This window comes from Streptosporangium sp. 'caverna', from assembly GCF_003203775.1.
Classification (GTDB): domain Bacteria; phylum Actinomycetota; class Actinomycetes; order Streptosporangiales; family Streptosporangiaceae; genus Streptosporangium; species Streptosporangium subroseum.
On the sequence record NZ_CP029711.1, the window covers coordinates 6,660,487 to 6,687,291 of the forward strand.

At 69.4% G+C, this 26,805-nt stretch carries 23 protein-coding genes and 1 riboswitch; of the genes, 17 read left to right on the forward strand and 6 right to left on the reverse strand.

The genetic code is table 11. The features are described 5' to 3' along the window. Nucleotides 1-20 precede the first annotated feature (20 nt). Nucleotides 21-159: riboswitch (cyclic di-AMP (ydaO/yuaA leader) on the forward strand. 18 nt (nt 160-177) lie between these two features. The 10 genes from DKM19_RS29180 (at nt 178) to DKM19_RS29225 (ending at nt 12,318) form a co-directional block, all read left to right on the forward strand. After that, nucleotides 178-888, forward strand: coding sequence for a CHAP domain-containing protein (locus DKM19_RS29180; RefSeq protein ID WP_110699953.1), 711 nt, complete (start codon nt 178-180; stop codon nt 886-888). 780 nt (nt 889-1,668) lie between these two features. Beyond that, nucleotides 1,669-3,021 (forward strand): ABC transporter substrate-binding protein, encoded by a 1,353-nt coding sequence (locus tag DKM19_RS29185; protein WP_110699955.1) that lies wholly within the window; start codon nt 1,669-1,671, stop codon nt 3,019-3,021. A gap of 84 nt (nt 3,022-3,105) precedes the next feature. Further along, nucleotides 3,106-4,080, forward strand: a complete 975-nt coding sequence (locus DKM19_RS29190) for a carbohydrate ABC transporter permease (protein ID WP_110699957.1) — start codon at nt 3,106-3,108, stop codon at nt 4,078-4,080. Then, nucleotides 4,077-4,955, forward strand: a complete 879-nt coding sequence (locus tag DKM19_RS29195) for a carbohydrate ABC transporter permease (protein WP_239513646.1) — start codon at nt 4,077-4,079, stop codon at nt 4,953-4,955. Before DKM19_RS29190 ends, DKM19_RS29195 begins: the two co-directional genes overlap by 4 nt. Further along, nucleotides 4,952-6,376, forward strand: coding sequence for a GH1 family beta-glucosidase (locus DKM19_RS29200; protein WP_110699959.1), 1,425 nt, complete (start codon nt 4,952-4,954; stop codon nt 6,374-6,376). Before DKM19_RS29195 ends, DKM19_RS29200 begins: the two co-directional genes overlap by 4 nt. 31 nt (nt 6,377-6,407) lie before the next feature. After that, nucleotides 6,408-7,415, forward strand: coding sequence for a LacI family DNA-binding transcriptional regulator (locus tag DKM19_RS29205; protein ID WP_089211643.1), 1,008 nt, complete (start codon nt 6,408-6,410; stop codon nt 7,413-7,415). A gap of 87 nt (nt 7,416-7,502) precedes the next feature. Continuing rightward, on the forward strand, nt 7,503-8,399 hold the full coding sequence (locus tag DKM19_RS29210) for an aldose 1-epimerase family protein (protein WP_110706073.1): 897 nt from the start codon (nt 7,503-7,505) through the stop codon (nt 8,397-8,399). A gap of 9 nt (nt 8,400-8,408) precedes the next feature. Further along, nucleotides 8,409-9,395, forward strand: coding sequence for a phosphotransferase family protein (locus DKM19_RS29215; protein WP_110699960.1), 987 nt, complete (start codon nt 8,409-8,411; stop codon nt 9,393-9,395). Between the two features lie 312 nt (nt 9,396-9,707). Then, nucleotides 9,708-10,922, forward strand: coding sequence for an FAD-dependent oxidoreductase (locus DKM19_RS29220; RefSeq protein ID WP_110699962.1), 1,215 nt, complete (start codon nt 9,708-9,710; stop codon nt 10,920-10,922). Nucleotides 10,923-10,986: 64 nt separating this feature from the next. Continuing rightward, the gene (locus DKM19_RS29225; protein WP_204358296.1) at nt 10,987-12,318 is read left to right on the forward strand and encodes a class II 3-deoxy-7-phosphoheptulonate synthase; all 1,332 of its coding nucleotides are present in this window, start codon (nt 10,987-10,989) and stop codon (nt 12,316-12,318) included. 203 nt (nt 12,319-12,521) lie between these two features. Here the strand turns inward: DKM19_RS29225 and trxA are convergent, their stop codons facing one another. From trxA to DKM19_RS29240, 3 genes are all read right to left on the reverse strand, one after another. Continuing rightward, on the reverse strand, nt 12,522-12,893 hold the full coding sequence (gene trxA / locus DKM19_RS29230; RefSeq protein WP_089211639.1) for a thioredoxin: 372 nt from the start codon (nt 12,891-12,893) through the stop codon (nt 12,522-12,524). A 165-nt stretch (nt 12,894-13,058) separates the two neighbouring features. Then, the gene (gene abc-f, locus DKM19_RS29235; RefSeq protein WP_110699964.1) at nt 13,059-14,693 is read right to left on the reverse strand and encodes a ribosomal protection-like ABC-F family protein; all 1,635 of its coding nucleotides are present in this window, start codon (nt 14,691-14,693) and stop codon (nt 13,059-13,061) included. Nucleotides 14,694-14,950: 257 nt separating this feature from the next. Beyond that, nucleotides 14,951-15,151: a DUF1697 domain-containing protein gene (locus DKM19_RS29240; RefSeq protein ID WP_110699965.1), complete on the reverse strand. Its 201-nt coding sequence runs from the start codon at nt 15,149-15,151 to the stop codon at nt 14,951-14,953. Nucleotides 15,152-15,312: 161 nt separating this feature from the next. On the opposite strand from DKM19_RS29240, the gene DKM19_RS29245 reads away from it, so the two are divergent. Further along, on the forward strand, nt 15,313-15,858 hold the full coding sequence (locus DKM19_RS29245; RefSeq protein WP_239513647.1) for a GNAT family N-acetyltransferase: 546 nt from the start codon (nt 15,313-15,315) through the stop codon (nt 15,856-15,858). Between the two features lie 116 nt (nt 15,859-15,974). On the opposite strand, the gene DKM19_RS29250 is transcribed toward DKM19_RS29245, so the two are convergent. Then, complete coding sequence (locus DKM19_RS29250) at nt 15,975-16,190, reverse strand: hypothetical protein (RefSeq protein WP_110699969.1); 216 nt, start codon at nt 16,188-16,190, stop codon at nt 15,975-15,977. 390 nt (nt 16,191-16,580) lie between these two features. On the opposite strand from DKM19_RS29250, the gene DKM19_RS29255 reads away from it, so the two are divergent. After that, nucleotides 16,581-17,636: a pentapeptide repeat-containing protein gene (locus DKM19_RS29255; protein ID WP_162641860.1), complete on the forward strand. Its 1,056-nt coding sequence runs from the start codon at nt 16,581-16,583 to the stop codon at nt 17,634-17,636. 295 nt (nt 17,637-17,931) lie between these two features. After that, complete coding sequence (locus DKM19_RS29260; RefSeq protein WP_110699973.1) at nt 17,932-18,639, forward strand: permease prefix domain 1-containing protein; 708 nt, start codon at nt 17,932-17,934, stop codon at nt 18,637-18,639. 94 nt (nt 18,640-18,733) lie between these two features. Here DKM19_RS29260 and DKM19_RS29265 read toward each other — a convergent pair whose 3' ends face one another. After that, nucleotides 18,734-19,063 (reverse strand): PadR family transcriptional regulator, encoded by a 330-nt coding sequence (locus tag DKM19_RS29265; RefSeq protein ID WP_089211633.1) that lies wholly within the window; start codon nt 19,061-19,063, stop codon nt 18,734-18,736. Between the two features lie 166 nt (nt 19,064-19,229). Between DKM19_RS29265 and DKM19_RS29270 the strand changes: the two genes are divergently transcribed. Genes DKM19_RS29270 through cydC form a run of 4 tightly spaced genes read left to right on the forward strand, consistent with a single transcriptional unit; the run spans nt 19,230 to nt 24,794 of the window. After that, a complete protein-coding gene (locus DKM19_RS29270) occupies nt 19,230-20,414 on the forward strand; it encodes a cytochrome ubiquinol oxidase subunit I (protein ID WP_110699975.1) in 1,185 nt (394 codons plus the stop codon). Nucleotides 20,415-20,423: 9 nt separating this feature from the next. After that, nucleotides 20,424-21,191: a cytochrome d ubiquinol oxidase subunit II gene (locus tag DKM19_RS29275; RefSeq protein WP_110699977.1), complete on the forward strand. Its 768-nt coding sequence runs from the start codon at nt 20,424-20,426 to the stop codon at nt 21,189-21,191. A gap of 7 nt (nt 21,192-21,198) precedes the next feature. After that, entirely contained in the window at nt 21,199-23,073 is a 1,875-nt protein-coding gene (cydD, locus tag DKM19_RS29280; protein WP_110699979.1) for a thiol reductant ABC exporter subunit CydD, read from the forward strand. Beyond that, nucleotides 23,070-24,794, forward strand: a complete 1,725-nt coding sequence (gene cydC / locus DKM19_RS29285; protein ID WP_239513648.1) for a thiol reductant ABC exporter subunit CydC — start codon at nt 23,070-23,072, stop codon at nt 24,792-24,794. Before cydD ends, cydC begins: the two co-directional genes overlap by 4 nt. Nucleotides 24,795-25,051: 257 nt before the next feature. Here the strand turns inward: cydC and DKM19_RS29290 are convergent, their stop codons facing one another. Next, entirely contained in the window at nt 25,052-26,458 is a 1,407-nt protein-coding gene (locus tag DKM19_RS29290) for a S1C family serine protease (RefSeq protein ID WP_110699981.1), read from the reverse strand. Nucleotides 26,459-26,805 lie beyond the last annotated feature (347 nt).

Consider the following 26,805-nt stretch of genomic DNA (forward strand, 5'->3'; position numbering starts at 1 on the left):
GGATCCCTCCGCCCAACCGGTGAGCACGGCCGCCGAATCCGCGAAGTCAGCGGAACCGGGGAACCACGTTTCTGGGGTGAATCAACGCGTTCGCGCGTCGTAGGGCACTTCCCAGCCCGAACCCGTCAGCTAACCCGGTAGGCGGAATGGAAGCGACGCAAGGAGTCGAACCCCCGTATGACCAAGCATCGCCTTATACCCGCCCTCCGGCGTAACCACCTGGCAGGCGTCCTCGCGGGCGTCTCAATCGCCGTCGCCGGTGGGGCCCTCACAGCCTCCCCCGCCCTGGCGGATCCCCCCAGCTCCCACGCTCTCACCCCTCCCGCCGAGGCCGCCCAGGCTGCCCAGGCCGCCAAGTCTCCCCTCCAGATCGAGGCCGAACGGCTCCCCAAGGTCTCGGCCCAGCAGGTCCTGAGCATCGCCGAGAAGCAGATCGGCATCAGCGAGAACGCCCAGGGCGGTGGGACCAAGTTCCAGTCCTGGTATATGGCCTCCCCCCGCGCCAAGGAGACCCTCGCCCGTGACGGCGGCGGTACCGTACGCGCCTACGCCGACGCCCCCTGGTGCGCGATGTTCGTCTCCTGGGTCGGTGAGCAGGCCGGCATCCGGCCCACCATGGGCTGGGACGCCTACACCGTCGCCCACGCCAAGTGGTTCAAGGCCAACCACCAGTGGGGCGACGTCGCCAAGCCCGGCGCCGTCGTCTACTTCGCCTGGGACGGCAGCAAGAGCCTCGACAGCATCGACCACGTCGGGTTCGTGAAGAAGGACAACGGCAACGGCACGATCACCACGATCGAGGGCAACACGGGCAACGGCAAGGTCGCGGAGCGCGTCCGGCCCAAGTCCCAGGTCGTCGGCTACGGCTACCCGATCTACACCGGCTGATCCCCCTCAGACGGTCCACAGACATCCGAAAAGGAGCGCCGCTCATTCGAGCGGCGCTCCTTTTCGGATGTCCGCTCCCGGTGTCCGGCCGGCTGTCTCCACGGAGGCGGCGGAACCCGGGCCGTCACCGGTGGCGGCCCCCGGTCGGGGCACGGGCGATACCCGGTTGAACGCCCGGCCGAATCTCCGGCTGCGCCTCCCCGGCGAGGCCGTTCGAAACCGTACCTGAGCCCGGCACCGTACTCGAAAACCACCCCGATCCGGGCGCACGAGATCGGCGGCGGGCCTCCGGCGGCAGGGCGCCGCGACCGGAAACCATCCGATCAAGCGCCCTGGCCCAACACGAAGCGCGACGAAGGCCGTGAAAGATTCACAGATCGGCCATAAATGCGGCCACGATGCCGTCTCAGAATAGACACGAAAAGATAACGGTGAAGGCGGTCGACGCACGCCGTGCGAGCCCCGGAGGATGGGCACGAACGGGATCCCAGGGCCTTCACATGCCGGAATGCCCTGACTGTATGCGCATGAGATGGGAGCGCTCCCAACTGCCCGCTTGGGTGATTTGTCGGCTTCATACCCATTAATCACCCACAAACCGGCTGGATGTAACGGTTGAGTTTCGGCATATTGACGTCCAGGTTGCCTATCGTCCACTCTTCGTGGGAGCGCTCCCAAAGCATATCGAGGAACCGCTGCGTCGCAGGCCGCGTTTGTCGGGGGCCGGCCCCGCGCTGCCACCTCCCACTGATTCGGGCGACCACCTGAGAGGGGTCCGGAATGTTGAACAACACGCGACATGGCAAACTCGCCGCAGTCGCAGTCATGGCGGCCACCGCCCTGGCGATTACCTCCTGCGGTTCGAGTGAGTCCGCAACCCCCGCCGCGAACGCCGGGGGCTCCTCTGCCGCGGCCGAGCCGGTCACCATCACCGTGCACACCTTCGGCGGCGGTGAGAACTTCGGCTACGACAAGGCCGTGGAGACCTGGAATGCGGCACACCCGAATATCCAGGTCAAGTACCAGAACCTGACCGACCGCTTTGAGGACGTCTACCTGCCCCAGCTGCTCCAGCGCCTGCAGGCCGGCAGCGGCGCGGCCGACATCATCGCCGTGGACGAGGGTGCGATGGGCCTCATGAAGGCCCGTCCGCAGTTCTTCACCGACCTCGCCGAGTACGGCCTGGACAGCCGCAAGGCCGACTTCCCCGCGGCCAAGTGGGACAACGGCATCAACGCCGACAACAAGCTGTTCGCCCTCGGCACCGACATCGGTGGCATGACCATGTGCTACCGCACGGACCTGTTCCAGAAGGCCGGCCTGCCCACCGACCGCGAGGAGGTCGGCAAGCTCTGGCCCGACTGGAACGCCTTCATGGAGATCGGCAAGAAGTTCCAGGCCGCCAACCCCGGCAAGAGCGACCCCAAGTTCCTCGACGGCCCGAACACGCTCTACAACGTGATCCTGTCGCAGGAGGCGCCGAAGAACGGCAACGTCGCCTACTTCGACAAGAGCAACCAGCTCGTCCTCGAGACCAACCCCGCCATCAAGACCTCCTTCGACACGGTGAAGAGCTTCAGCGAGGCGGGCCTGACCGCCAAGCTCGCCTCCTTCACCCCGCCGTGGAACGCCGCCATCAAGAAGGGCGCCTTCGCCACCATGGGCTGCCCTGCCTGGATGCTCGGCGTGGTCTCCGGTGCGGCCGGTGAAGAGAACAAGGGCAAGTGGGACGTCGCGGCCGTGCCCGGCGGCGCGGGCAACTGGGGCGGTTCCTACCTCGCGGTGCCCAAGCAGAGCAAGCACCCCAAGGAAGCCGCCGAGGTCCTGAACTACCTCACCGGCAAGGAGGGCCACATCATGGCCTTCCAGGAGGCCGCGGCCTTCCCGAGCTCCATCCCCGCGCAGCAGGACCCGGCGGTCAGCGAGCTGAAGAACCCGTTCTTCAACGACGCCCCGACCGGTCAGATTTTCGGCGCCTCGGTCAAGGACCTGCTTCCCATGTTCCTCGGCGAGAAGCACGCCCAGGTCAAGACCTCGGTGGAGAAGGTCCTGGAAGGCATGGACCAGGGCTCGATCCCCTACGACCAGGCCTGGACGAAGTTCGTCGAGGCCGGCGTCAAGGCAGCGGGCTGATCCCGTCCCGATCCGTATCGGCCCGGCGGCGGTGACACCGCCGCCGGGCCGGTCGCCTGCCCCCCGGCTGAAAGGCTCCGACCGATGACCCTGCACGTCGACACCCCGGCTCCTCCCCGGCCCGGCCCCCGCCGGTCCGCGGGACACCGGGGACCGGGACGGAGCAGAGGGTTCGCCCGGTTCGACCTCCGCGCGACTCCCTACTTCCTCGTCTCCCCCTATTTCCTGCTCTTCGCGATCTTCGGCGTCTTCCCGCTCGGCTACACCTTCTGGGTGTCCCTGCACGAATGGGAGCTCGCCGGTGACAAGACCCTCGTCGGATTCGACAACTACGTCGAGCTGATCACCGACGGGGCCTTCTGGAACGCGGTGGTCAACACACTCGGCATGTTCGCCATGTCGACGATCCCGCAGCTCGCCCTGGCCCTGCTCCTGGCCAACGCGCTCAACAAGCGCATCCGGGGACGGCTCTTCTTCCGTCTCGGCGTGCTGCTGCCGCTGATCACCTCCGTCGTCGCCGTCGCCGTCGTCTTCACCCAGCTCTACGGGCGCGACTACGGCATGATCAACTGGTTCCTCAGCCTCTTCGACGTCGACGCGATCAACTGGCAGAACCAGAAGTGGTCCTCGTGGATCGCGATCTCCACGATGATCGACTGGCGCTGGACCGGCTACAACGCGATCATCCTGCTCGCCGCCATGCAGACCATCCCCAAGGATCTCTACGAGGCCGCCGCCATCGACGGCGCCACGGCCAGGCGGCAGTTCTGGCAGATCACCATCCCGATGCTGCGCCCGACGATCATCTTCACGGTGTTCATCTCCACCATCGGCGGGCTGACCCTGTTCACCGAGCCGGTCATGTTCGACGGCAACCCGACGATGGCCGGCGGTACCACCGGCCAGTACCAGACCGTGGCGATGTTCATCGTCAAGGAGGCGTTCCGCGACTTCGACTTCGGTTACGCGGCGGCCGCCGCGTGGCTGCTGTTCGTGCTGATCCTCATCGGCACCCTCATCAACTACTCCTTCACCCGCCGTATCGGGGGTTCCAAGTGACGGCCATCCAAGCCCGGCGGCGCCAGACGGCTTCGGCCGCGCGGAACCGTATCTGGGACGCCGGGCCGCTGACGAAGATCGTCCTGGCCTTCGCGCTCGTGATCTCGGCCTTCCCCATCTACTACATGTTCATCATGGCCACGCGGACCAACGAGGAGGCGATGGACGTCCCGCCGCCGCTGCTGCCCGGCGGGCACCTCGGCGAGAACGTCGCCCGGCTGTTCTCCACCGAGGACGCCTACTTCCTCACCGGCCTGATCAACTCGGCCATCGTCGCGGTCACCGTGACCCTGTCGGTCGTGTTCATCTCCACCCTGGCGGGCTTCGCCTTCGCCAAGCTGCGCTTCAAGGGCAGCAAGATCCTGCTGGGCCTCATCCTGGTGACGATGATGGTCCCGCTCCAGCAGATGGGCATCGTGCCTCTGTACGAGCTCATGGTCACCCTCGGCTGGACCGGCCAGCTCAAGGCCGTGATCCTGCCGTTCCTGGTCAACGGCTTCGGGGTCTTCATGATGACCCAGTACGCCACCCAGGCGGTTCCGGACGAGTTGGTCGAGGCGGCCCGCGTCGACGGCGCCTCCACCATGCGGATCTACGTGAACGTCATCCTGCCCGCGCTCCGCCCGGGCATGGCGGTGCTCGCGCTGCTGGTCTTCATGCAGACCTGGAACGAGTTCATGTGGCCGTTGATCGTCCTGAACCCGGACAACCCCGTGGTTCAGACCTCGATCGCGGCGCTCAACCAGGCCCACGGTACCGACTACGTCATGCTCTTCACCGGCACGGCGGCCTCGGTCCTCCCCCTGTTCATCGTTTTCGTGGCGTTCGGCCGTCAGATCGTCGGCGGCCTCATGGAAGGTGCGGTCAAAGCGTGACCACGCAAGAAACGCAGATTCAGACCCCGGATCTGGTGTTCCCAACGGACTTCGTCTGGGGCGCGGCCACCTCCGCCTACCAGATCGAAGGCGCCGTCTCCGAAGACGGCCGCGGTCTCTCCATCTGGGACACCTTCGTCCGGCAGCCCGGACGGGTGGTCAACGGCGAGCACGCCGAGGTGGCCATCGATCACTACCACCGCTACCGCGACGATGTTCGGCTGATGGCCGACCTCGGTCTCGGTGCCTACCGGTTCTCCGTCTCCTGGCCCCGGATCCAGCCCGACGGCAGCGGCGCCGTCAACGCCAAGGGCCTCGACTTCTACAGTCGCCTGGTCGACGAGCTGCTCGGCCGGGGCATCGATCCCTGGGTGACGCTCTACCACTGGGACCTTCCCCAGGCCCTGGAGGACGCCGGAGGCTGGCCTTCACGCGAAACGTCGAAGCGCTTCGCCGACTACGCGGCCGTCGTCCACGACGCGCTGGGCGACCGGGTCACCAACTGGAGCACGGTCAACGAGCCCTGGTGCTCGGCGTTCCTCGGGTACGCCTCCGGCGAGCACGCTCCCGGGCGACGCGATCCGGCGCAGGCCGTACACGCCGCCCACCACCTCCTCCTGGCGCACGGCCTGGCCTCGCAGGCCATGCGGGCCCAGCGGGCCGACACCAAGATCGGCGGCTGCGTCAACCTCTACGCGATCACACCGCAGACCGGCTCCGAGGCCGACCAGGACGCCGCACGCCGTATCGACGGCCTGCAGAACCGCTTCTTCCTGGATGCCCTGCTGAAGGGCAGCTATCCGGCCGACGTGCTGGAGGATCTTGGCGAGATGGGCGACTTCGTCCAGGACGGGGACCTGGCCGTCATCTCGACGCCGCTCGACAAGCTCCTCATCAACTACTACAGCCGCTTCACCGTCTCCGGAACCCCGGGCGGTGCCGCGTCGGCCGCGGCGGCGCCCACCGACGCCGGGTCGCCCTGGGTCGGCAGCGAGCACGTGTCGTTCGTCGAGGGCGGACGGCCGGTCACGGACATGGGCTGGGAGATCGACGGCTCGGGGCTGGAGGAGATCCTGCGGCGGCTGGTCGCCGAATATCCCCGGATCCCCCTGGTCATCTCGGAGAACGGCGCGGCCTTCCACGACGTCGTGGACGCCGACGGCGTGGTGCACGACCGCGACCGGGTGGACTACATCGATCTCCACCTGCGCACCTGCCACGCCGCGATCGAGGCGGGAATCCCGCTCGAGGGCTATTTCGCCTGGTCGCTGATGGATAACTTCGAGTGGGCATGGGGTTACGGTAAGCGATTCGGCCTGGTCCATGTCGATTATGAGACCCAGCTCAGAGTTCCCAAAGAGAGCGCTCTCTGGTATTCCGGGACCATCAGGCGTGGAGGCCTGAGCGGTCCGGCAGAATAAGAGCCAGCAAATCATCCATGGGGGCGAGAACATGAACGGCGACCGTCGTCCGACGCTTGAGGCGGTCGCGGCTCTGGCCGGGGTCGGCCGCGGTACGGTGTCGCGAGTCATCAACGGCTCACCGAAGGTGAGCGAGAAGGCTCGCGACACGGTGCTGCAGGCGATCCAGGAGCTGGGCTACGTCCCCAACCGGGCCGCGCGGGCGCTGGTCACCCGCCGCACCGACACCGTGGCGCTGGTCGTCTCGGAGTCGGAGCTGCGGGTCTTCGACGAACCCTACTTCGCCGGGACCATCCGCGGCATCGGCTCGGCCCTGTCCGAGACCGGTCTGCAACTCATCCTGGCGATGGCCCAGTCGAAGCAGGATCACGAGCGGCTGGAGCACTATCTGACCGGGCAGCACGTCGACGGGGTGCTGCTGATCTCGCTGCACGGCGCCGACCCGCTGCCCGGACGGCTGGAGTCCATGGGCGTGCCGACCGTCATCGGCGGGCGCCCCGTCGGGCTCACCCCCTACAGCTACGTCGACGTGGACAACAGGGCCGGAGCCCGGCAGGCGGTCAAATACCTGCTGGGCAAGGGCCGTCGGCGGATCGCCACCATCGCGGGCCCGCAGGACATGGGCGTGGGCGTGGACCGGCTCGCGGGCTACCGTGACGCGCTGCTGGCGACCGGCGTGGCCGAGATCGTCGCCTACGGCGACTTCAGCGAGGAGAGCGGCATGGTCGGCATGCGCAAGCTCCTCGCCGAGAACCCCGACCTGGACGCGGTGTTCACCGCCTCCGACCCCATGGCGCTGGGCGCGATCCGAGTGCTGCGGGAGGAGGGCAGGGCGATCCCCGACGACGTCGCCGTGATCGGCTTCGACGACTCGCCTGCCGGGGCGCACTCCTCCCCCGCGCTCACCACCGTGCACCAGCCCACCGAGATGATGGGCCGCCAGATGGCCCACCTCCTCGTCGCCCGCATCAACGGCGAGCACCTGGAGCAACCCGTGGTGATACTGGATACCCACCTGGTCGAGCGGTCCTCGGCCTGATCCGGAGGCCGGCGGCCCTTCACCCCGGACCGGCGGCGTCCACCCTCGATGCTCACCCTCACCGTCCTCCCCGGCGAAAGGACCCCCGTGTCCAGGCAGTTCACCCTCCGCAGCGGCATCATGCACGCCGAGATCACCGAACGGTCCGCGGCCCTGCGCGTGCTCCGTCACGGTGAGCGCGACCTGGTGACCAGCTGGCCGGCGGACGGGCCGATCCCCTACTACAGCGGCACCCTGCTGGCTCCCTGGCCCAACCGGATCGGCGGCTCCTCCTACACCTTCGCCGGTGAGGTCCACCGAGTGCCGACAAACGAGGAGGACCGGGGCAACGCCCTGCACGGGCTGGTCTCCGAGGTCGACTGGCAGGCGGTGGAATGGCTGTCCGTGGAGGACGAGCACGGTTTCGTACGGCTGGCTCACACCCTCGCCCCGACGCCGGGCTACCCCTTCACGCTGGACCTGCAGGTCCTCTACTCCCTCACCGCGGACGGGCTGACCACCACGCTGACCGCGGAGAACCTCGGTGATCTGCCCGCCCCCTACGGCTGCGGCCCGCATCCGTGGCTGCTCGCGGGCGGCGACGTCAAGGAGTACGAGCTGCACGTGCCCGCGTCCAAGGTGCTGCTGGTGGACGATCTGCTGCTTCCGCGCTCCCTGGAGGACGTCTCCGGCACGCCGTACGACTTCAGGACCCCGCGCACGGTCGGCGGCACCGCCGTGGACCACGCCTTCACCGAGCTCGCCCCGGACGCCGACGGGCAGGTCCGGATGCGGGTGACCGGCCCGGACGGCGGGGTCGAGATCCGCTGGGACGCGGCGTCCCTGCCCTGGGCGCAGGTGTGCACCGGGAGCAGCCTCGATCACCACGGGCTGGCCATCGAGCCGATGACCTGCCCGCCGGACGCCTTCAACTCCGGCACCGACCTGATCGTGCTCCAGCCCGGCGACAAGATCGAGACTTCCTGGACGATCTCCGCCATCTAAGGTGAGGCGATGGACAGTAAGACCAAGCGCTCGCTCACTCCCTCCGAGCTCGACGCCCTGGTACGGCGGGCCCTGGGCACCGGGGTGGCCACCTCGGCCGAGCTGACCGACGGCTTCGCCAACGCCGTCTGGCGGCTCACCCTGGAGGACGGGCGCGAGGTGGTTCTCAAGCTCTCGCCCCCGCCCGAGCTGAAGCAGCTCCGCTACGAACGCAACCTGCTGCGCACCGAGGCCATGGTCTACGGCCTGGCGGGGCCCGCCGGGGTGCCGATCCCTGAGCTGCTGCACGCGGGGTTCGACGACCCGGTGCTGGGCGGCGACTACCTGATCCTGTCCGCCCTCGGCGGGGTCTCGTGGAACCAGGTCAGGCCGGCCGAGGCGGACCAGCGCGCGCTCCGCCGGGAGCTGGGCGGTCACCTGGCCCGGCTGAACGCGATCACCGGCGACGTGTACGGCTACCCGCACGCCGGCCTGACCGGCGACACCTGGCGGACCGCCTTCCTGGCGATGACCGGGGCGATCCTGGCCGACGCGCGCCGTTACGCCACGCCGCTGCCCAGGCCCGCGGCGGAGATCGCGGCGGCGATCGAGGCGAACGCGGGCGCGCTGGACGAGGTGCGGACCCCCTGCCTGGTCCATTTCGACGTGTGGCCCGGCAACGTCTTCCTGACCCTCGACGAAACACCACGCATCCAGGCCATCATCGACCACGAGCGGGCGTTCTGGGGCGATCCGCTGGCCGACTTCGTCACTCCGACGATCTTCGAGGAGCTGGACGAGACCGATGAGATCGTGGCGGGCTACCGGGAGGCGGGCGGCGTCGTGGAGCTCACCGGCTCCGCCCGCACCCGCCTCGCCCTCTACCGGCTCTACCTCGCCCTGATCCTCCTGGCCGAGAACGGTCCCCGGCAGTATCCCGAGGAGGAGTACGCCTCCCTGCGCGACCGCTCCGCCGCCACCGTGCTCAGGGCGCTCGACGTGCTGGCCGCGCCGTAGCGGGACCATCGGGGCCCGTCCGCCGCCGACGCTTACAATCGTGAGATCGGACGCTGTCTCCGCAGGTCAGACACTGCATCCATCAGGTCGGACACCATAATCAACAGATCAGACACCGCATCCGGCAGGCCAGGCACCGGGTTCGGCAGGCCAGAAGCCGTATCCGGCAGATCAGACAACGCCGCCGGCAGATCGCGTGCCGAGGCGGCGCACGCCTCATACCCACCTGTTCGACACCGGTGACGACCGGATTGCCGGAAGAAGGTTTTTTTCGCGGGCGTCCTGTGTCAGAATTTCATTAGGTGATGAATTATGAATCAGAACACATGCGTGATCGCCGGGGGCGGCCCGGCGGGGGCCATGCTCGCACTGCTGCTGGCCCGGTCCGGCGTCCAGGTGACGCTTCTGGAGAAGCACGCCGACTTCCTGCGTGACTTCAGGGGCGACACCATCCACCCGTCGACCCTCCAGATCCTCGACGAGCTCGGCCTGGCCGAGGAGTTCCACAAGCTCCCGCACCGCAAGGCGTACAACCTGACGATCCGGACCGACGACGCCTCACTGACGATCGCCGACCTGTCCGGCCTTAAAGGCAAATATCAGTACATCGCCTTCGTCCCGCAGTGGGAGTTCCTCGATCTGCTGGTCAACGCCGCCAAGCGGTATCCGAACTTCCGCCTCGTCATGGAGGCCGAGGTGCTCGATGTGATCCGAGAGGGCAACGCCGTGCGCGGGGTCCGCTACCGCGACGCCTCCGGCGAGCACGAGCTCCTGGCGACGCTCACCGTGGCCGCCGACGGCCGGCACTCCGACGTGCGCCGGGCCGCGGGGCTCGTCCCCGTGGAGCACTCCGCGCCGATGGACGTGCTCTGGTTCCGGCTGCCGCGCGAGCCCACGGACCCCGCGGACCCGTTCCTGCGGGTCTCCACGGGCAGGCTGATGGTGTCGATCAACCGCGAGACCTACTGGCAGCTCGCCTACGTGATCCCCAAGGGGGGCTTCGACGCCCTGCGGGCCTGGGGCGTGGACGCGCTCCGCGAGCCGGTCGCCAAGCTGCTGCCCTTCCTCAAAGACCGGGCCGGGCTGATCACGAGCTTCGACGACGTCAGCATGCTGTCGGTCGCCCTCAACCGGCTGCGCCGCTGGCACCGTCCCGGCCTGCTGATCATCGGTGACGCCGCGCACGCCATGTCCCCGGTCTTCGGCGTCGGCATCAACCTGGCCGTGCAGGACGCGGTGGCCGCGGCCAACCTGCTGGCCGAGCCGCTGTCCACCGGAGCCGGCATTCCCGAGTCCCTGCTGGCCAGAGTCCAGCGCCGGCGCACCCCGCCCACCGTGATCACCCAGCTCGCCCAGCGCGTGGTGCAGAACCTGCTGATCCGTCCGGCTCTGACCGAGGGCGCCAAGCCGGTACGGATACCGGCCGTCTCCCGGCTCCCGGTGATCGGCCCTCTGGCCCGCCGTTTCATCGGTCTCGGCGTGCTGCCGGAACACGTCAGGAGTCCGGTCAAGTCTCACCAGGTATAAAGAGGTTCTCAGTCTGTGGACATTGGGTCAGTTTGGCGGCCCAATTGCAATAGCCTGGTATCTCGTGAGCATCAACCTCGATTCCTGGCGGCAACTGCCTGCGGCGCAGCAGCCCGAATGGCCCGACCGTGGCGAGCTGGACAAGGTCGTCAACCAGCTGGGGGGCCTGCCGCCCCTCGTGTTCGCCGGGGAGTGTGACAACCTCAAAGCGGATCTGGCCGCGGTAACGCGGGGCGAGGCCTTCGTCCTGCAGGGTGGCGACTGCGCCGAGACCTTCGCCGGCGCCACCGCGGACGACGTGCGCGACAAGCTCAAGACGCTGCTGCAGATGGCGATCGTGCTCACCTACGCGGCGAAGGTACCGGTCGTGAAGATCGGCCGGATGGCCGGGCAGTTCGCCAAGCCCCGCTCCAAGAACACCGAGGTCCGCGACGGCGTGGAGCTCCCCGCCTACCGCGGCGACATGATCAACGGCTTCGACTTCACGTCCGAGTCCCGCGTCCCCGACCCGTGGCGGCTGCTGCAGGCCTACCACTCCTCCGCGGTGACCCTGAACCTCGTCCGCGCCTTCACCAAGGGCGGCTACGCCGACCTGCGCCAGGTGCACGCCTGGAACCGCGACTTCGTGAGCGAGTCCCCCGCCGGCAAGCGCTACGAGCAGCTCGCCCGGGAGATCGACCAGGCGCTGGCGTTCATGCGCGCGTGCGGGGTCGAGCCCGAGGAGTTCCACAGCGTGGAGTTCTACTCCTCGCACGAGGCCCTGATCCTGGACTACGACCGGGCGCTCACCCGGATCGACTCCCTGAGCGGCCTGCCGTACGACGTCTCGGCGCACATGGTCTGGATCGGCGAGCGCACCCGCCAGCTCGACGGCGCACACGTGGAGTTCTTCTCTCGCATCCGCAATCCGATCGGCGTGAAACTCGGTCCGACGACCACCGCCGAGGAGGCACTCGCCCTGGTCGAGAAGCTGAACCCGGACAACGAGCCCGGGCGCCTGACCTTCATCACCCGGATGGGGGCCTCGAAGATCCGCGAGCACCTTCCCTCGCTGGTGGAGAAGGTGACCGCCAACGGCGCCCAGGTGGCGTGGATCTGCGACCCGATGCACGGCAACACCTTCGAGGCGCCCAGCGGCCACAAGACCCGCCGCCTGGACGACGTCCTGAACGAGGTGGCGGGCTTCTTCGAGGTGCACCGCGCGCTCGGCACCCACCCCGGCGGCATCCACATCGAGCTCACCGGCGACGATGTCACCGAGTGCGTGGGCGGCGGCACGGAGATCGTCGAAGACGATCTGGCCCGGCGCTACGAAACGGCCTGCGACCCGCGCCTGAACCGGAGCCAGTCACTGGACCTGGCCTTCAGGGTCGCGGAGCTCTACCGCTCGGCCTGATCGAGGATTCCGCTCCTCGATCGGTCAGGAATCGGCCTCTCGGTCCGGTCAGGAACCGGCGGGTTCCATCGCTCGGCCTGATCGAGAGGGTTCCGCCCCTCGGTCCGGCCGAGAGGCGGCGGATCTCCGCCGCCCGGTTCGACCGGGTGATCCATGTGAAAGCCCCGCGCCGTCACCGGCCGCGGGGCTTTTCGATGCGGGCGTCAGCTTTTCTGAACGCCCACCTCGTTGGCGAGCTCGGCCCGGATCGAGTCCATGTCGAGCGCGCGAACCTGACCGATCAGGTCCTCGAGGGCGGGCGCGGGCAGCGCCCCAGCCTGTGCGAAGACGACGATGCCGTCACGGATGGCCATGATCGTCGGGATCGAGGTGATCTCGAACCCCTGGGCCAGCGCCTGCTCAGCCTCAGTATCGATCTTGCCGAACTTGACGTCGTCGTGCTTCTCCGAAGACTTTTCAAAGATCGGCCCGAAGGTGCGGCACGGTCCGCACCAAGACGCCCAGAAGTCCAGCAGGACAATCCCCTCGTCGGCGATGTCGTTGAAGTTCTTCTCGGTTACCTCAATGGTCGCCACCGGTTGGCTCCTCTTGTCGTTCGTCTGTACGGCTGGCATAACCACTTCCCGGCCCTGGGCATTCCATCCCGCATCCCCGACGAAAAGATCAGGGCCGGGGGCGGCCCGCCGTACGGTGTGCGGAACGTCCCCGCCTCCTGCGGCGACGTTCCGCACGCCGTCGCCTCACGCGTCAGGGGCGCCCGTTTCGAGCAGACGTCCCTCGGACAGCCGCAGCCAGCGGTCCACCCCGATCTCGGCGAGGAACCGCTCGTCGTGGCTGACCACCACGAAGGCGCCCTCGTATGACTGCAGGGCGCCCTCCAGCTGGGCGACGCTGACCAGGTCGAGGTTGTTGGTCGGTTCGTCCAGCAGCAGCAGCTGGGGCGCCGGTTCGGCGCACAGGACGCAGGCCAGGGTGGCGCGTAGCCGCTCGCCCCCGGACAGCGCCCCGAGCGGAAGGTGAACGCGGGAGCCCCGGAACAGGAAGCGGGCGAGCAGATTCATCCGCTGCGCCTCCGGCATCCCGGGCGCGAACGCGGCCAGGTTCTCCGCCACGGTGCGGCCCGGGTCCAGCAGATCCAGCCGTTGGGACAGGTAGGCGACCCGGCCGTCGGCCCGCTTGGTCTCGCCGCCCTCCGGCTCCAGCTCGCCGTTGATCACGCGCAGCAGGGTGGACTTGCCGACGCCGTTGGGGCCGGTCAGAGCGATCCGCTCGGGCCCCCGGATCGTCAGGTCGGCGCCCTCCCCGGCGAAGAGGGCCCGCTCACCGTAGCGGACCTGCATCCGCTCTCCCAGGAAGACCGTGCGTCCGGCCGGGACGTTGGTTCCGGGCAGTTCCAGCGCGATCTTCTGCTCGTCGCGCAGGGCGCGGCCCGCCTCGTCGAGCCGGGCCCTGGCCTCGCCGAGCCGTGCGGCGTGCGTCTCGTTCGCCTTCCCCGCCGACTCCTGGGCGTTGCGCTTCATCGTCCCGGCGAAGATCTTCGGCAGGCCGGCGTTCTTGAGGTTGCGGGCGGCGTTGCCGGCCCGGCGCTCGGCCCGCTCGCGGGCCTGCTGCATCTCCCGCTTCTCCCGCTTGACCTCCTGTTCGGCGTTGCGGATGTTCTTCTCGGCGACCTCCCGCGCGGCGCGCACGGTCTCCTCGTACTCGGTGAAGTTCCCGCCGTAGGACTGGAGCTCGCCCCGATCGAGCTCGGCGATGCGGTCCATGCGGTCGAGCAGCGCCCGGTCGTGGCTGACCAGCAGCAGGCAGCCGTTCCAGTCCTCGAGCACGCCGTAGAGCTTGTGGCGCGCGTCGAGGTCGAGGTTGTTGGTCGGCTCGTCGAGCAGCAGGACGTCGGGCCGCTTCAGCAGCTGTGCCGCCAGGCCGAGAGAGACGACCTGGCCGCCGCTGAGGGTGTGCAGGCGTCGGGTGAGGGGGACGTCCACGAGGCCGAGCCGGTCCAGCTGGGCGCGAGTGCGCTCCTCGATGTCCCAGTCGTTGCCGATCGTGGTGAAGTGCTCCTCGCTCGCGTCTCCGGACTCGATGGCGTCCAGCGCCTTGATCACCGGAGCGATCCCCAGGACCTCGGTCACGGTCAGGTCGCCGGCGAGGGGCAGCGTCTGGGGCAGATAGCCCAGCGCCCCCTCCACCCTGACCGAGCCGGAGGCCGGGCGGAGTTCGTCGGCGATCAGCCTGAGCAGTGTGCTCTTTCCGGCACCGTTGGGCGCCACCAGGCCGGTGCGTCCCGCCGGAACGGTGAATGAGAGGTCCTCGAACACCGGGGTGTCGTCGGGCCAGGAAAAGGACAGGTTCGAAACAACGATCAGGGCGTCGGACATCGAATCGCTTCCGCGTTCGGCCGGCACGGCAGGAGGCCGCCCGGCGAAATGGTCAGGACACGAGGACATCGCCAATCGGCGATCACGCGATAAACACGTCACCGATGGTGATGAGATCCGGTGCTACCCGGAGATGTCGACGTCGCCTGCCATGTCATGCTCCCGTTCCGCCATTACTGCCCGGCTACGATACCAGCCGTTGGAGCACGGTCCCGTACCGGGCGAGGCGCGGGCCTTCGGGCTCCAACGGCCGACGATCAGCTTTCGGCGAGGGCCGGCAGCCTGGTGACCGTGTTCCGGTTACGCATCGTGGCGGGTGCCTTCGACCGCTTCTCCAGCAGGGGCGGCAGCCTGGGACGCCGCAGGCCGAGCCCCGCCAGCAACGCCCGCAGATCGGACATCGCGACTCTGCTCCGCGGATTGACATTGATACCGCGCAGCAGTGCTGCATATCGCATCGGGCATGTCCTTTCCCCGGCTGTCGACGGCCGACTTTACTTTCCTCGCCTGCCACCTCCTGTCAGGTATGCGTGGGCTTTACCGCGAAGCTGTCGGCGTAACTTACGTAATGGTGTGTTCGTCCGACTGGACGACCGAGTGGTTAGGGCGAGGAGCACAGGTGAGCCCCGAACAACGCATCGTTTACCGGCAGGCAGAACCGCAGGACCAAGAACAGATCGGCGCGATCGACGACTCGTTCACCACCGACACCGTCTACGAGGTCGTGGTCGGCGACGAGAGGTTCGCGCTGCGCCCGACCGTTGTCGATCCGCCGCTGGTCAAGACGTTCCCCGCCGATGAGGGCGACAGCGTGTCCGATGACCTGCACGTTGAGGTCGCCGTCGACGACGGGAAGGTCTGCGGCTTTGTTGTCATCGGGCTGGAGGAGTGGCATCACCGTCTGGTCGTTCACCAGATCACCGTGGCGCCGACGCACCGCGGATGTGGTGTCGGCTCGACTCTGATGCGGCGGGCCTGCGCGTACGGGCTCCGGCTCGGAGCACGAACGGCCTGGCTGGAGACGTCAAACGTGAATGTCCCCGCCGTCCGCGCCTACCAGCGGATGGGGTTCGTCCTCTGCGGCCTCGACACCACCTTCTACCGGGGTACGGCGAGCGAGGGTGAGACCGCCCTGTTCATGAGCAAGGCGCTCGACGCCGGATAGCCCGGCGCGGTGTCATCTCAGTCGAAATCCCCAGGCCTTGGGCCTGGGGATCCGATGGTGAGATGGGACCGGCGGCCGGTCTCTCGCATGCCGGGATGGCCGGAGCGCCGTACAGGTCAGATCGAGTGGCTCGGGTTCGCCGGCAGGATGAAATCCCAGCTCGGGCCGTGGTGCTGGCCGTTCGGCGAGCGATGCGGATTGCCCGCCGGCAGCAGGGTGGAGGGACAGGCGCCGTTGTCCGCCCGGCCGTTCCACCACAGGCCGCAGCAGTGCACGCAGAATCGCCAGTTGTTCTGGTAGGCCGTGACATCGTTGGGGATCGGAGCCGCCATGGGTATGCCCCTTGCGTTTGAGGTGTCTGAGCTCCCATGGTCAGCCCGGCCGTGGGACGACCACATGAGTAACCCTCTACTCATGTCCTCACGCCGGCCTAGGACCGTCGCCTTGGCGGAGGCCGGCGGTGTCCGGCGCGGGCGGGGCCGGGGCCGTTGTGAGGGCCGTGACACCGGCGGCGACGCCAGGGGGACGAGGGCGGCGAAGCCCCGGGATGAAGCACGTATGGCCGGGAGCGTAGAACCCTATTGACTGGACATTGCGTACCTATAGGTGGATAGGAAGCGAAGTCGGTAAATCTTTACATTTCACGCCTGCTTGACCCGTGAGATATGGCTTGCCTTGACCTGGAACTCGGTGCATCGGCCGTCTGCGGGTATCAACCGAGCATGAGAACTCTGGACGTGGGTTGGATCACCTGCGCCGTCTCCCCGGAGTGCACCGGATCGGCACGGCAACCGTACGGGCGCTGTCTGGCCCACCTGGACCCCGGCGAGCTGGACGAAGTCGTCCATCGCCTGTCCCCCGGCTCCGCGGTCGATCTGCGGGCCACCACCGTCAGCAGATGTCTGCTGGAGCGGATCCTGACCGCCACGAAGGGCTATCTGGGCCGGGCGAGGTTCGACTGGGCGTCCTTTCCCGAGAGTGCCAGGTTCGGCGACGTCGTGTTCGGCGGGGACGTCTCGTTCGACCACGCCCGCTTCCAGCGTCTCGCCTCGTTCTGCGACGCCCGTTTCGCGGGCAACGTCTCCTTCGGGGAGGCCAGGTTCGCCGAGGAGTTGTCCCTGCACGGTGTCACCGTCGCCGGTCACGCGGCCTTCGACCGGGTGACCATCGGCAGCGACGCGCTGTTCGGCGGGGCCGTGTTCGGCCGTACCGCGTCCTTCGAAAGTGCGGACTTCCACGGTTTCGTCGCCTTCGACGGCACCCGGTTCACCGGTGACGCGACCTTCAGGGGCTGCCGGTTCCGCCGGATGGTCTCGTTCAGGAAGGCGAGGTTCGGCGGGCTGGCCGGGTTCGAGGCGGCACGGTTCGCGGCGGGCGGCTACCTGACCCCGATCTCCGTCGGGCGCCACCTGACCCTCGCCGGCGCGTGGGCGGGCAGAGATCTCGACCTGACCGCCCACGGCTGCTCGGTGGACCTGCGGCGCCTGCGGGTGTCCGGCAGGCTGACCGTACGTCTCACCGACGCGGAGGCCGACCTCGAGGGGGCCACGCTCCGCGGTCCGGCCACGGTCAGCGGCAAGGGCGCGGCCAGGGTGACCTCGTTGCACGGGGTGGACTCCGAAGAGCTGGAGCTGGCCTGCCTGGACCTCAGCGCCTGCCGCTTCACCGAGATCCTCCATCCCGAACGCCTTCGCCTGCGCGACTGCGCTCTCGCCGCCGCCCCACGCGGGGCGCGAGCGCTGCGCTGGTGGTCCCGGCGGCGCTCACCGGACCATTGAGCCGGACCATCAGGAAGCCGGACCATCAGGAGTGGCTGCTCATCAGGAAGGCCGCCGGCCGGGCAGGAGCGGGCTGCGAGCCCGGGAAAGCCGTCTGCCCGACAGGGAAGAACGCAAGCCCGAGCGAATCGTCTGCCTGACAAGGAGGAACGCGAGGCTCTGGGAAACCCGGGCGGAGAGGGGACCCGAGCCGCCTCGGGGTCTTCTCAGGGTGGTCCCCGATGTGCCGGTCCCGAAGTGACGGCCAGGATGGGTGGTGATTACCCTGAATAGGGATCATGCGACTGGAGAGATCATGACGAGCGCCGGAGTCATCGACGATTACGTGACCGGGCTCAGTCATACCCTCAGAGGCCCCAGGGGCCCGAAGCTCGACATGATCACCGAGGCGCGTGACAGCCTGCTCGACACCGCCGAGGCGCTGGAGGGCGAGGGGCTGGACCGGGCCGAGGCCGAGCGGATCGCGGTCGAGGAGTTCGGCCCCATCGACGAGATCGCACCGGGTTACCAGGAGGGGCTCTCCATCTCGGCGGGACGCAGGCTGGCCTGCCTGTTGTTCCTCAGCGTGCCGCTCACCTCGCTCATGTGGAGCCTGATCTGGCGCGTCCTCCCCGTCGACCCGACGGCCTACGCGACCTGGCCCGTCTGGTTCGTCTCCGTCGCACGCGGCCTGGACATCCTTCAGCTGTCCGGCGGCGCGCTCAGCGGGGTCGCACTCGTCGCGCTGGGCCGCGGACTCCGCAGGATCCGGCGGCCCCGGCTCGTCACCCGGTCGCTGGCCGTGCTGGTCTATGTCATGCTGCCGGTCACACTCGCGCTGAGCACGGCGCTGGCGTACGGCTCGAAGCAGCCGGAGGGCTTCGCCACCCATCCGCTGGTCATCGTGGTCCTGCTGACGAGCTTCACGTCCTGGCTGCTGCAGCTGTACTGCGCGACCCGGTGCATGCGCCTCACCCGGCGCGAGCCCGTCACCACGCGGCTCAAGGACGCGGTCGCCGCCTGACCCGGGCTCCGGCAGGCCACCGAACCCGGCGTGAGCTCACCGCCGCGTAATCCCGAGGATCCGGCAGACCGCCGAATCCGGCCCGCGAACCCCGTCACCGCGTGGTCCGAGGCTCCAGAACGCTGCCGATCACCCCGGCGAACTCCCGCCAGGCGGAACGCTCCCCGGCCAGAGCCGTACGGCCCGCGGAGGTCAGCCGGTAGGTGCGCCGTTTGCGCCCGCCCACCGTGGCCCACTCGCTGGCGAGGTATCCCGCCTGCTCCAGCCGGCGCAGCGCCGGATAGACCGTGCCGGTCGGCACGGTCAGCGTGCCGCCGCTGCGCTCCTGCAACGCCTCGATGATCGCGTAGCCGTGCAGGGGGTCGTTCTCCAGCACGGAGAGCAGCAGGGCGTCCATGTGCCCGCGGAGCGCATCGGTGTTCATGCGCTCTCCTCTACCGGCCGTCCGAAAGCCGCGTCGCCGTGCTCGACGGCCTTTTCGCTTCGCTCACTCACGTCATCAGCCTATCTCTCGTATAGGCACTCTACATGTAGGCGCTCTACATGTAGAGTGCCTATAGGTAGGCAAACATAACAACGGAGGTGAAGCCGTGGACGTGCTCGACCTGGCCCGGACGCAGTTCGCCGTGACGGGGAGTCTTCACTTCCTGTTCGTCGTGCTGACCCTGGGCCTGGCCCCCCTCGTCGCGATCATGCACACCCGATACGCCGTGACCGGAAAACCGATCCACGAGCGCATGACCCGCTTCTGGGGCCAGATCTACGTGACCAACTACGCGCTCGGCATCTTCACCGGCCTGGTGATGGAGTTCCAGTTCGGTCTGAGCTGGAGCGGCCTCTCGCACTACGCCGGAGACATCTTCGGAGCACCGCTCGCGATCGAGACGCTCGGCGCGTTCTTCCTGGAGTCCACGTTCCTGGGCCTGTGGATCTTCGGCTGGCACCGGCTGCCCAAGTGGCTCCACCTGGCGTGCATCTGGCTGGTGACGCTGACCGCCTACGTCTCCGCCTTCTGGATCATGGCGACCAACTCGTTCCTGCAGAATCCGGCCGGGGCCGTGGAGCGGGGCGACCATCTGGTCCTGACCGACTTCGGCGCGCTGCTCACCAACCCCATGCTGACCATGGCGCTGCCGCACGTGATCGGCGCGGGCCTGTGGACCGGCGGTTTTGTGGTGATGGGGGCCAGCGCGTACCACCTGTTCAAGAGGACCTCCGAGCGGGAGTTCTTCACGCGCTCGCTCCGCCTGGGGGTGATCACCTCGTTCGTCGGTTCGCTGATCACGGTCGGCTTCGGCTACGCCCAGTTCATGCCGGTCTCCACGCTCCAGCCGGACAAGTTCGAGGCCTCGGCGCTGACCGGAGCCTCACTCGGCGCCATGATCGGGATTGGGCAGCTCCTCCAGTTCGTCATCATGTTCGTGCTGATGCCCGTCGTGTACTGGCTGCCGCACTGGCGCTGGGCGCAGCCGATCCTGATGGTGATCACCCCGCTGCCGTTCCTGGCCGCGATCCTCGGCTGGCTGGTCCGCGAGACGGGCCGGCAACCCTGGCTGATCTACGGCAAGCTGACCGTCGCCGACGCCATGTCCCCCGGGCTCACCTCCGGAATGATCACCACCTCGCTGATCGGTTTCGCCGGGGTGCTCGGCCTGCTCGCCGTCGTCGACTACGTCCTGATCGCCCGTACCGTCCGGCGCGGCCCGGACGCCGTCACCCTCGGCGCGGACGGTCCCGCCGACTCCACCGAGCGCGCGCACGCGCTCAGCTACTAGGGAGAGACCGTGGACATCCTCTGGTTCGGCGTGTTCGCCCTCCTGCTGATCGGCTACTTCGCCCTGGAGGGCTTCGACATCGGCCTGGGCATGCTGCTGCCCGTGCTCGGCAGGACGCAGAAGGACCGGGACAGGATCGTCGCCGCCATGGCGCCGTTCGTCCTGGCGAACGAGGTGTGGCTGGTGGCCGTGGCCGGCGTGCTGTTCGGCGTCTTCCCCTCCATCGAGGGAGACGTGCTGTTCGGCCTCTACCCGCTGGTGGTCTCCCTGCTGGTCTCGTGGATCCTGCGCGACGCCGGGCTGTGGTTCCGCCGCCGTCTCGACGGCCGCGCCTGGCAGGCGGGCTGGGACTGGATGATCTGCATCGGTTCGTACGGTCTCGCGCTGAGCTGGGGCATGGCGCTGGTCGCCCTGGCCGGTGGGCTGTCCGGGCCCTCGATCGGCCTGCTCGGCCTGGGCGGCGGGCTGGTGATCGCCGCGGCGCTCGCCTTCCACGGCTGGACCTTCGCCTCCTGGCTGCTGCCCGGCCAGGTGACCGGTGCGAGCCGCGGCGGCCGTGCGCTCCTGACCTCGGCGTGCGTGGCCGCCGCGCCCGTCACGGTGCTGCTCGCCGCGGCGGCTCCATGGCTGCTGGACCACACCGCGCCCACCGGGACGCTGAGTGTGTTGAGTGTCATCATCCTGCCCTTCGCACCGGTCATGGTGGGTGCGCAAGTATGGACATGGCGCACGTTCGGTCCTCGGCGTGCCGCCGACCGGATCCCGTCGTTCTTCTAAGGTTCACATGCACAAGGAGCTTGTACGGCTGGCGCGGGGCGAGCGGGCCGTCCGCCGTCACCTGGCCCTGTGCCTGGCCGCCGCCGTCCTCGCGGGAGTGCTCATCCTCCTCCAGGCGGAGCTGCTCGCCGGGGTGCTGTCCGGGCGCTTCGCGACCCCCGCCCTGATCCTCCTGGCACTGGTCGTCGGGGTCCGGGCGCTGTTCACCCTGGCGCAGGGCATCGCCGCCGGGCACGCGACCACCGGGGTGAAGTCGGTCCTGCGTCACCGGCTGCTGTCACGGCTGCAGGAGGTGGGGCCCACCAGGCCGGCCTCGCAGCGTTCGGGCGAGCTCGTGACGCTGACCGGCCGTGGCCTGGACGCTCTCGATCCCTACCTGTCGGGATATCTCCCGGCGATCGCGGTCGCGGGCGTCGTGCCGATCGCCGTACTCGTCCGGCTGTTCACCGCCGACCTGGCCAGCGCGGTGATCGTTCTGGTCACGTTGCCGCTCATCCCGATCTTCGGGGCCCTGGTCGGCATGCACACCAAGGCCGTCACCGAATGCCAGTGGCGGGCCCTGTCCCGCCTCGGCGGCCACTTCCTGGACGTGGTCCGGGGCCTGCCCACGCTGCGCGCCTTCGGCAGGGCCCGGTTCCAGGCCGAGGTGATCCGGCAGGTGTCCGACGCCCACAGGAGCGCGACGATGCGCACGCTCCGGGTGGCGTTCCTGTCGTCGCTGGTGCTGGAGCTGGCCGCGTCGCTGTCGCTGGCGCTGGTCGCGGTGCCGGTGGGCCTGCGGCTGCTGTCCGGATCCCTGGATCTCTCGACCGCCCTGCTGGTGCTGCTGCTCGCGCCGGAGGCGTATCTGCCGCTGCGCAACATGGGCAACAAGTTCCACGCCGCGATGGAGGGGGTCGCGGCGGCCGACGAGGCGTTCGCCGTACTGGACGGGCGGACGGCGAGCCCGTCGTCACGGAATGAGACCTCCGGCGCGAACTCCGGCGGCGTCCGGAGTACGGACGGCGCGGGCCCGAACGCGAGCACGGCCGGAGTTCCAGCCATGGGCACGGCCGGAGCCCTGGACACGGGCACGGCCGGGGTCCCGGGCACAGGCACCGCCGGAGCCCCGGACGGGGGAAGGGACGCGGGAGCGGCGCCGGAGATCCGGCTGGAGAACGTCACCGTGCGCTATCCGGACCGCGAGGAGACCGCGCTCGACGACGTCTCGCTGGTGATCGCGCCCGGCGAGCGGGTGGCGCTGGTCGGCGAGAGCGGCGCGGGCAAGAGCACCCTGCTCCACCTGCTGCTCGGCTTCGTCGCCCCCGCCTCGGGCAGGGTGCTGATCGACGGCGTCGAGCTCACCGATCACTTCTCCTGGCGTGACCGGCTGGCGTTCGTGCCGCAGCGGCCGCACCTTTTCGCCGCCTCCGTGGCCGACAACATCAGGCTCGGCGCCCCGGACGCGACGATCGAGGAGGTCAGGGCGGCGGCGAAGGCCGCGCACGCCGACGAGTTCGTGACCACCCTGCCCGAGGGCTACGACACGGTGCTGGGCGAGCGCGGCGCGAACCTGTCGGCCGGACAGCGGCAGCGGGTCGCGCTCGCCCGCGCGTTCTGCCGCCCGGCGGCCAGGCTGCTCCTGCTGGACGAGCCGACCGCACGGCTCGACGGCCGCAGCGAGGGCGCGGTCATGACCGCCACCCGCGATCTGGCCGAGGGCCGCACCGCCGTCATCGTCGCCCATCGGCCGGCGATGATCGACCTGGCCGACCGGGTGATCCGGATCGCCGACGGCCGAGTGGTGTCCGACCAGCCTGCCCGCCCCAGAGCCGGCCGGGCGGCCTACTCCGGGCGCGACCTGACCGGCGTTTCGACGCGGAAGACCGAGGAGGCCTCATGACCGGCGGCGGCGTTTCGACGCGGAAGACCCGGGAGACCCTCGTGAACCGGATGGGTGGACGGCTGGCGCTCGCCGCGGCGGCGGGTGCGGCGGCCGAACTGGCCGGACTCGGGCTGATCGGGTCGGCGGCCTGGCTGATCACCAGGGCCGCCGAACAGCCGCCGCTGGCGGCGCTGAGCGTGGCGATCGTCGGGGTCAGGGCGTTCGCGACGACCAAGGGCGTCTTCCGGTACGGCGAGCGCCTGTCGGGACACGAGGTGGCGCTACGCGCCCAGGCGACGACCAGGGAGCGCCTCTACCAGGCGCTCATCCCCGCCGGACCGCTGAACCACCGGGGGGCGGACCTGCTCAGCCGGATGGTCGACGACACCGACGCCGTACAGGACCTGCTGGTCCGCTGCCTGCTTCCGGCGGCGGCGGCTCTGGTGACCGGGGTGGCGGCGGTCGTGGTCGGGCTGTTCCTGCTTCCGGTGGCGGCGCTGGTGCTGCTGGCCGGGCTGCTGGTGGCCGGGGTGCTCGTTCCCGCCGGTGCGGCCGGCGCGGCGCGGCGCTGGTCGGCGCGGATCGCACCCGCGCGGGCCGATCTGGCCGCCCGGGTCGCCGACCTGGTGCACGGCTCCGCCGACCTGGCCGCCTACGGGGCCAACGACCGGGCACTGGCCGCCGCGGCCGAGGCCGACGCCCGCCTGGCGGCGCTGGAGCGCCGGCAGGCACGGGCGAACGCGGTGGCGAGCGGGCTGGGCATGTTCACCCAGGGCCTGACCGTGGCGGCGATCGTCTGGGTCGCCCAGAACGCCGGAACGGACCCCGTCGCCATCGCGGTGCTCGCGCTGACCTCGCTGGTGGCGTTCGAACCCGTCCTGCCGATGGCCGCCGCCGCCGAGCGGCTGACCGGGGTGCTCGCCGCCCTGCGCCGCCTGAGGGAGGTCCGCGCGACCCCGCCCGCCGTGACCGAACCGGCCACGCCCGCCTCCGTCCCCGAGGGGCCGCCGACCGTCGAGATCGAGGATCTGGTGGTCCGCCACAGCGCCGACCGCGCTCCCGCGCTGAACGGCGTCAGCCTGACCCTCACCCCCGGGAGGCGCGTCGCCCTGGTCGGCCCCAGCGGCGCCGGCAAGAGCACCCTGCTGTCCGCCCTGATGCGCCTGGTGGAGCCCGAGTCCGGGACCATCCGGGTGAGCGGCGTGGACATCACCGACCTGGCCGCCGATGACACCCGGCGGGTGATGACGGGGCTGACCCAGGATCCCTACGTGTTCCAGGCGTCGGTGAGGGACAACCTGCGGCTGGCCGGACCGGAGGCCACCGGCGAGGAGCTGGCGGAGGCCGTACGGCGGGCGCGGCTGGAGCGGTGGGTGGAGCGGACCGGGTGGGACGCCGTGCTCGGGGAGGACGGGCGGACGGTGTCCGGGGGGCAGTTGCAGCGGCTGGCGCTGGCACGGGCGCTGCTGAACGATCCCCCGGTGCTGCTGCTGGACGAGCCCGCCGAGGCGCTGGACGAGACGGCCGCGGACGCGCTCATGGCCGACCTGCTGGACGCGACCCACGGTCATACGACGCTGCTGGTCACGCACCGTCTGCGCGGGCTCGAACGGGTGGACGAGATCGTCGTGCTGGAGAACGGCTCGGTGGTGCAGCGGGGCACCCATGAGGAACTGGTGGACTCCCCCGGCTACTACCGCGACCTGTGGCGCTCGGAGGCGCTGACCGCCGGGCGATGACCCCTGCCCGCCACGCGCCGCGCTCCGGGATCCGGACGCCCCGCCGGTCTGCGAACCTCGCCCCGTGCCGCCGGTCTGCGAGCCTCGGCCCCTTGGCATCGGCCTCCGGCCCGTGGCATCGGCCTCCGGCCCGTGGCGTCGGGCTCCGGACGCGGGCGGCGCCGTCCGCCGCCGACGCCCCGTGACGAGGCCTCGCGGGAACATGAATGTGCCGCCGGATCCGCAGCGGCTCCGGCGGCACATTCGTCTGGTGGGACCTACTCGCCGGCCATCTCGGCGAGGGTCACGGTGACGGTGTGGGGCTGCCCGTCGCGGACGTAGGAGACGGCCACCTTCTCCCCCGGCTTGAACCCGCGCACCGCGCCGACCACGGTGTTGCCGTCCTCGACCGCGGTGTCGTTGATCTTGGTGATCAGGTCGCCCTGCTTGAGTCCCGCCTTGGAGGCGGGGCTGTTGTCGGTGACCTGGGCGATCAGGGCGCCGCCCGCGTCTCCGGTGGCGTCGGTGACGCTCACGCCCAGGAAGGCGTGGGAGACCTTGCCGCTGTCGATGAGCTGCTGGGCGACCTGCTTGGCGGTGTTGATCGGGATGGAGAAGCCGACACCGATGCTGCCCTCGCCGCCGTTGGTGGCGATGGCGGTGTTGATGCCGACCACCTGGCCGGAGGCGTTGACCAGCGCGCCACCCGAGTTGCCCGGGTTGATCGACGCGTCGGTCTGGATCGCGCCGCCGATGGTGGTGGCGCCGCTGCTCTGCTGCTGCATCTGCCCACCGTCGCCCTGGTCCTGCCCGCCGCCCTGGCCCGGCCCGTCCTGCCCACCGGGCCAGCCCGGAGGCAACTGCTGCTGGCCGCCGGGCCAGCCCGGAGGCATCTGCTGCTGCGGTCCCTGCTCGTCTCCGACGGTCAGCGTGCGGTTCAGAGCGCTGACGATGCCGGCGGTGACCGAGCCGGACAGTCCGAGCGGGCTGCCGATGGCGAGCACGTAGTCACCCACCTTGAGCGCGTCGCTGTCGCCGAGCGAGGCCTTGGTGAGGCCGGAGACGTTGTCCGCCTTGATGACCGCGAGGTCGGTGGTCGGGTCGGTTCCAATGATCTTCGCGGTGGCGGTCTTGCCGTCACTGAACTTGACGGTCATCTGGCCGCCCTGTCCCCCGGCCTCCACCACGTGGTTGTTGGTCAGGATCCGGCCGTCCTCCGAGAGCACGACGCCGGACCCCTCTCCGCCGCCGTTCGCGGTCTTGACCTGGATCGACACCACCGAGGGCTGTACGGCCTTGGCGACGTCGGCGACCGTCGTCACCCTGCTGACGGGGCTGACGAGCGTGCTGGAGGAGGAGGCGATCGTGGTGTCGTTGTTGAAGCCGGTCGCGGCGAAGGCCCCCGCCACACCACCGCCAACGGCCATCGCGGCCAGCGCCAGCCCGGTGCCCAGCTTCTTCGCGACGCCGATCCTGCCCCGCTGGGCAGGCACCGCGGGCGTCCCGAACGTCCCGGCGGCGAACGGCTCCGGCACCGGGTTGACCATCGTCGGCTGCGGTCCGGTCACTCCATCGGCCCGGTAGGCACCCGTGCGCGGCGGCACCTTGCCGAACTGGCTCCAGCCGTCGTTCCCGGGGGTCGCCGCGGCCGGCGTGATCTCCTGCTCGTCCTTGTTCGGGTCCATGTCTTCCCCCAAGTCCTACGTCCGCTCCTGCGTCACCGGAGCGGCGACCGGTGTCTCCCGGTACCCCAAACAATGCCTGAGGGCGTATAAGACCTGGTTAAGCGGATGATCGCGATGATCCATTTCCTCTGACAACCGCTTTATCAGCCGTGGTCAGGGGACGCTCCCGCGACCGGGAATCTCCGGGGAAATCTTCGTCGGGGCCGGGCTTCAGGGCCGGACCCCAGGACTCCGCCGGCCGATTCCCATCGGGCCACGTCCGGTATCGCCGTCCGGCGTCGAACACGCAGGTCAAGAAGAATCTATAACGAATCGGCCGGCGGAGTCCTTCAGGGCCGGGCTTCAGG

Excerpts from the sequence above, each read along its gene's own strand:
- DKM19_RS29190 (WP_110699957.1), top strand. The coding sequence starts at position 3,106 with ATGACCCTGCACGTCGACACCCCGGCTCCTCCCCGGCCCGGCCCCCGC.
- DKM19_RS29215 (WP_110699960.1), top strand. The coding sequence starts at position 8,409 with ATGGACAGTAAGACCAAGCGCTCGCTCACTCCCTCCGAGCTCGACGCC.
- abc-f (WP_110699964.1), bottom strand. The coding sequence starts at position 14,693 with ATGTCCGACGCCCTGATCGTTGTTTCGAACCTGTCCTTTTCCTGGCCC.
- DKM19_RS29255 (WP_162641860.1), top strand. The coding sequence starts at position 16,581 with ATGAGAACTCTGGACGTGGGTTGGATCACCTGCGCCGTCTCCCCGGAG.
- cydD (WP_110699979.1), top strand. The coding sequence starts at position 21,199 with ATGCACAAGGAGCTTGTACGGCTGGCGCGGGGCGAGCGGGCCGTCCGC.
- DKM19_RS29265 (WP_089211633.1), bottom strand. The coding sequence starts at position 19,063 with ATGAACACCGATGCGCTCCGCGGGCACATGGACGCCCTGCTGCTCTCC.
- DKM19_RS29250 (WP_110699969.1), bottom strand. The coding sequence starts at position 16,190 with ATGGCGGCTCCGATCCCCAACGATGTCACGGCCTACCAGAACAACTGG.
- DKM19_RS29260 (WP_110699973.1), top strand. The coding sequence starts at position 17,932 with ATGACGAGCGCCGGAGTCATCGACGATTACGTGACCGGGCTCAGTCAT.
- DKM19_RS29240 (WP_110699965.1), bottom strand. The coding sequence starts at position 15,151 with ATGCGATATGCAGCACTGCTGCGCGGTATCAATGTCAATCCGCGGAGC.
- DKM19_RS29180 (WP_110699953.1), top strand. The coding sequence starts at position 178 with ATGACCAAGCATCGCCTTATACCCGCCCTCCGGCGTAACCACCTGGCA.
- DKM19_RS29185 (WP_110699955.1), top strand. The coding sequence starts at position 1,669 with ATGTTGAACAACACGCGACATGGCAAACTCGCCGCAGTCGCAGTCATG.
- DKM19_RS29220 (WP_110699962.1), top strand. The coding sequence starts at position 9,708 with ATGAATCAGAACACATGCGTGATCGCCGGGGGCGGCCCGGCGGGGGCC.
- DKM19_RS29205 (WP_089211643.1), top strand. The coding sequence starts at position 6,408 with ATGAACGGCGACCGTCGTCCGACGCTTGAGGCGGTCGCGGCTCTGGCC.
- DKM19_RS29290 (WP_110699981.1), bottom strand. The coding sequence starts at position 26,458 with ATGGACCCGAACAAGGACGAGCAGGAGATCACGCCGGCCGCGGCGACC.
- cydC (WP_239513648.1), top strand. The coding sequence starts at position 23,070 with ATGACCGGCGGCGGCGTTTCGACGCGGAAGACCCGGGAGACCCTCGTG.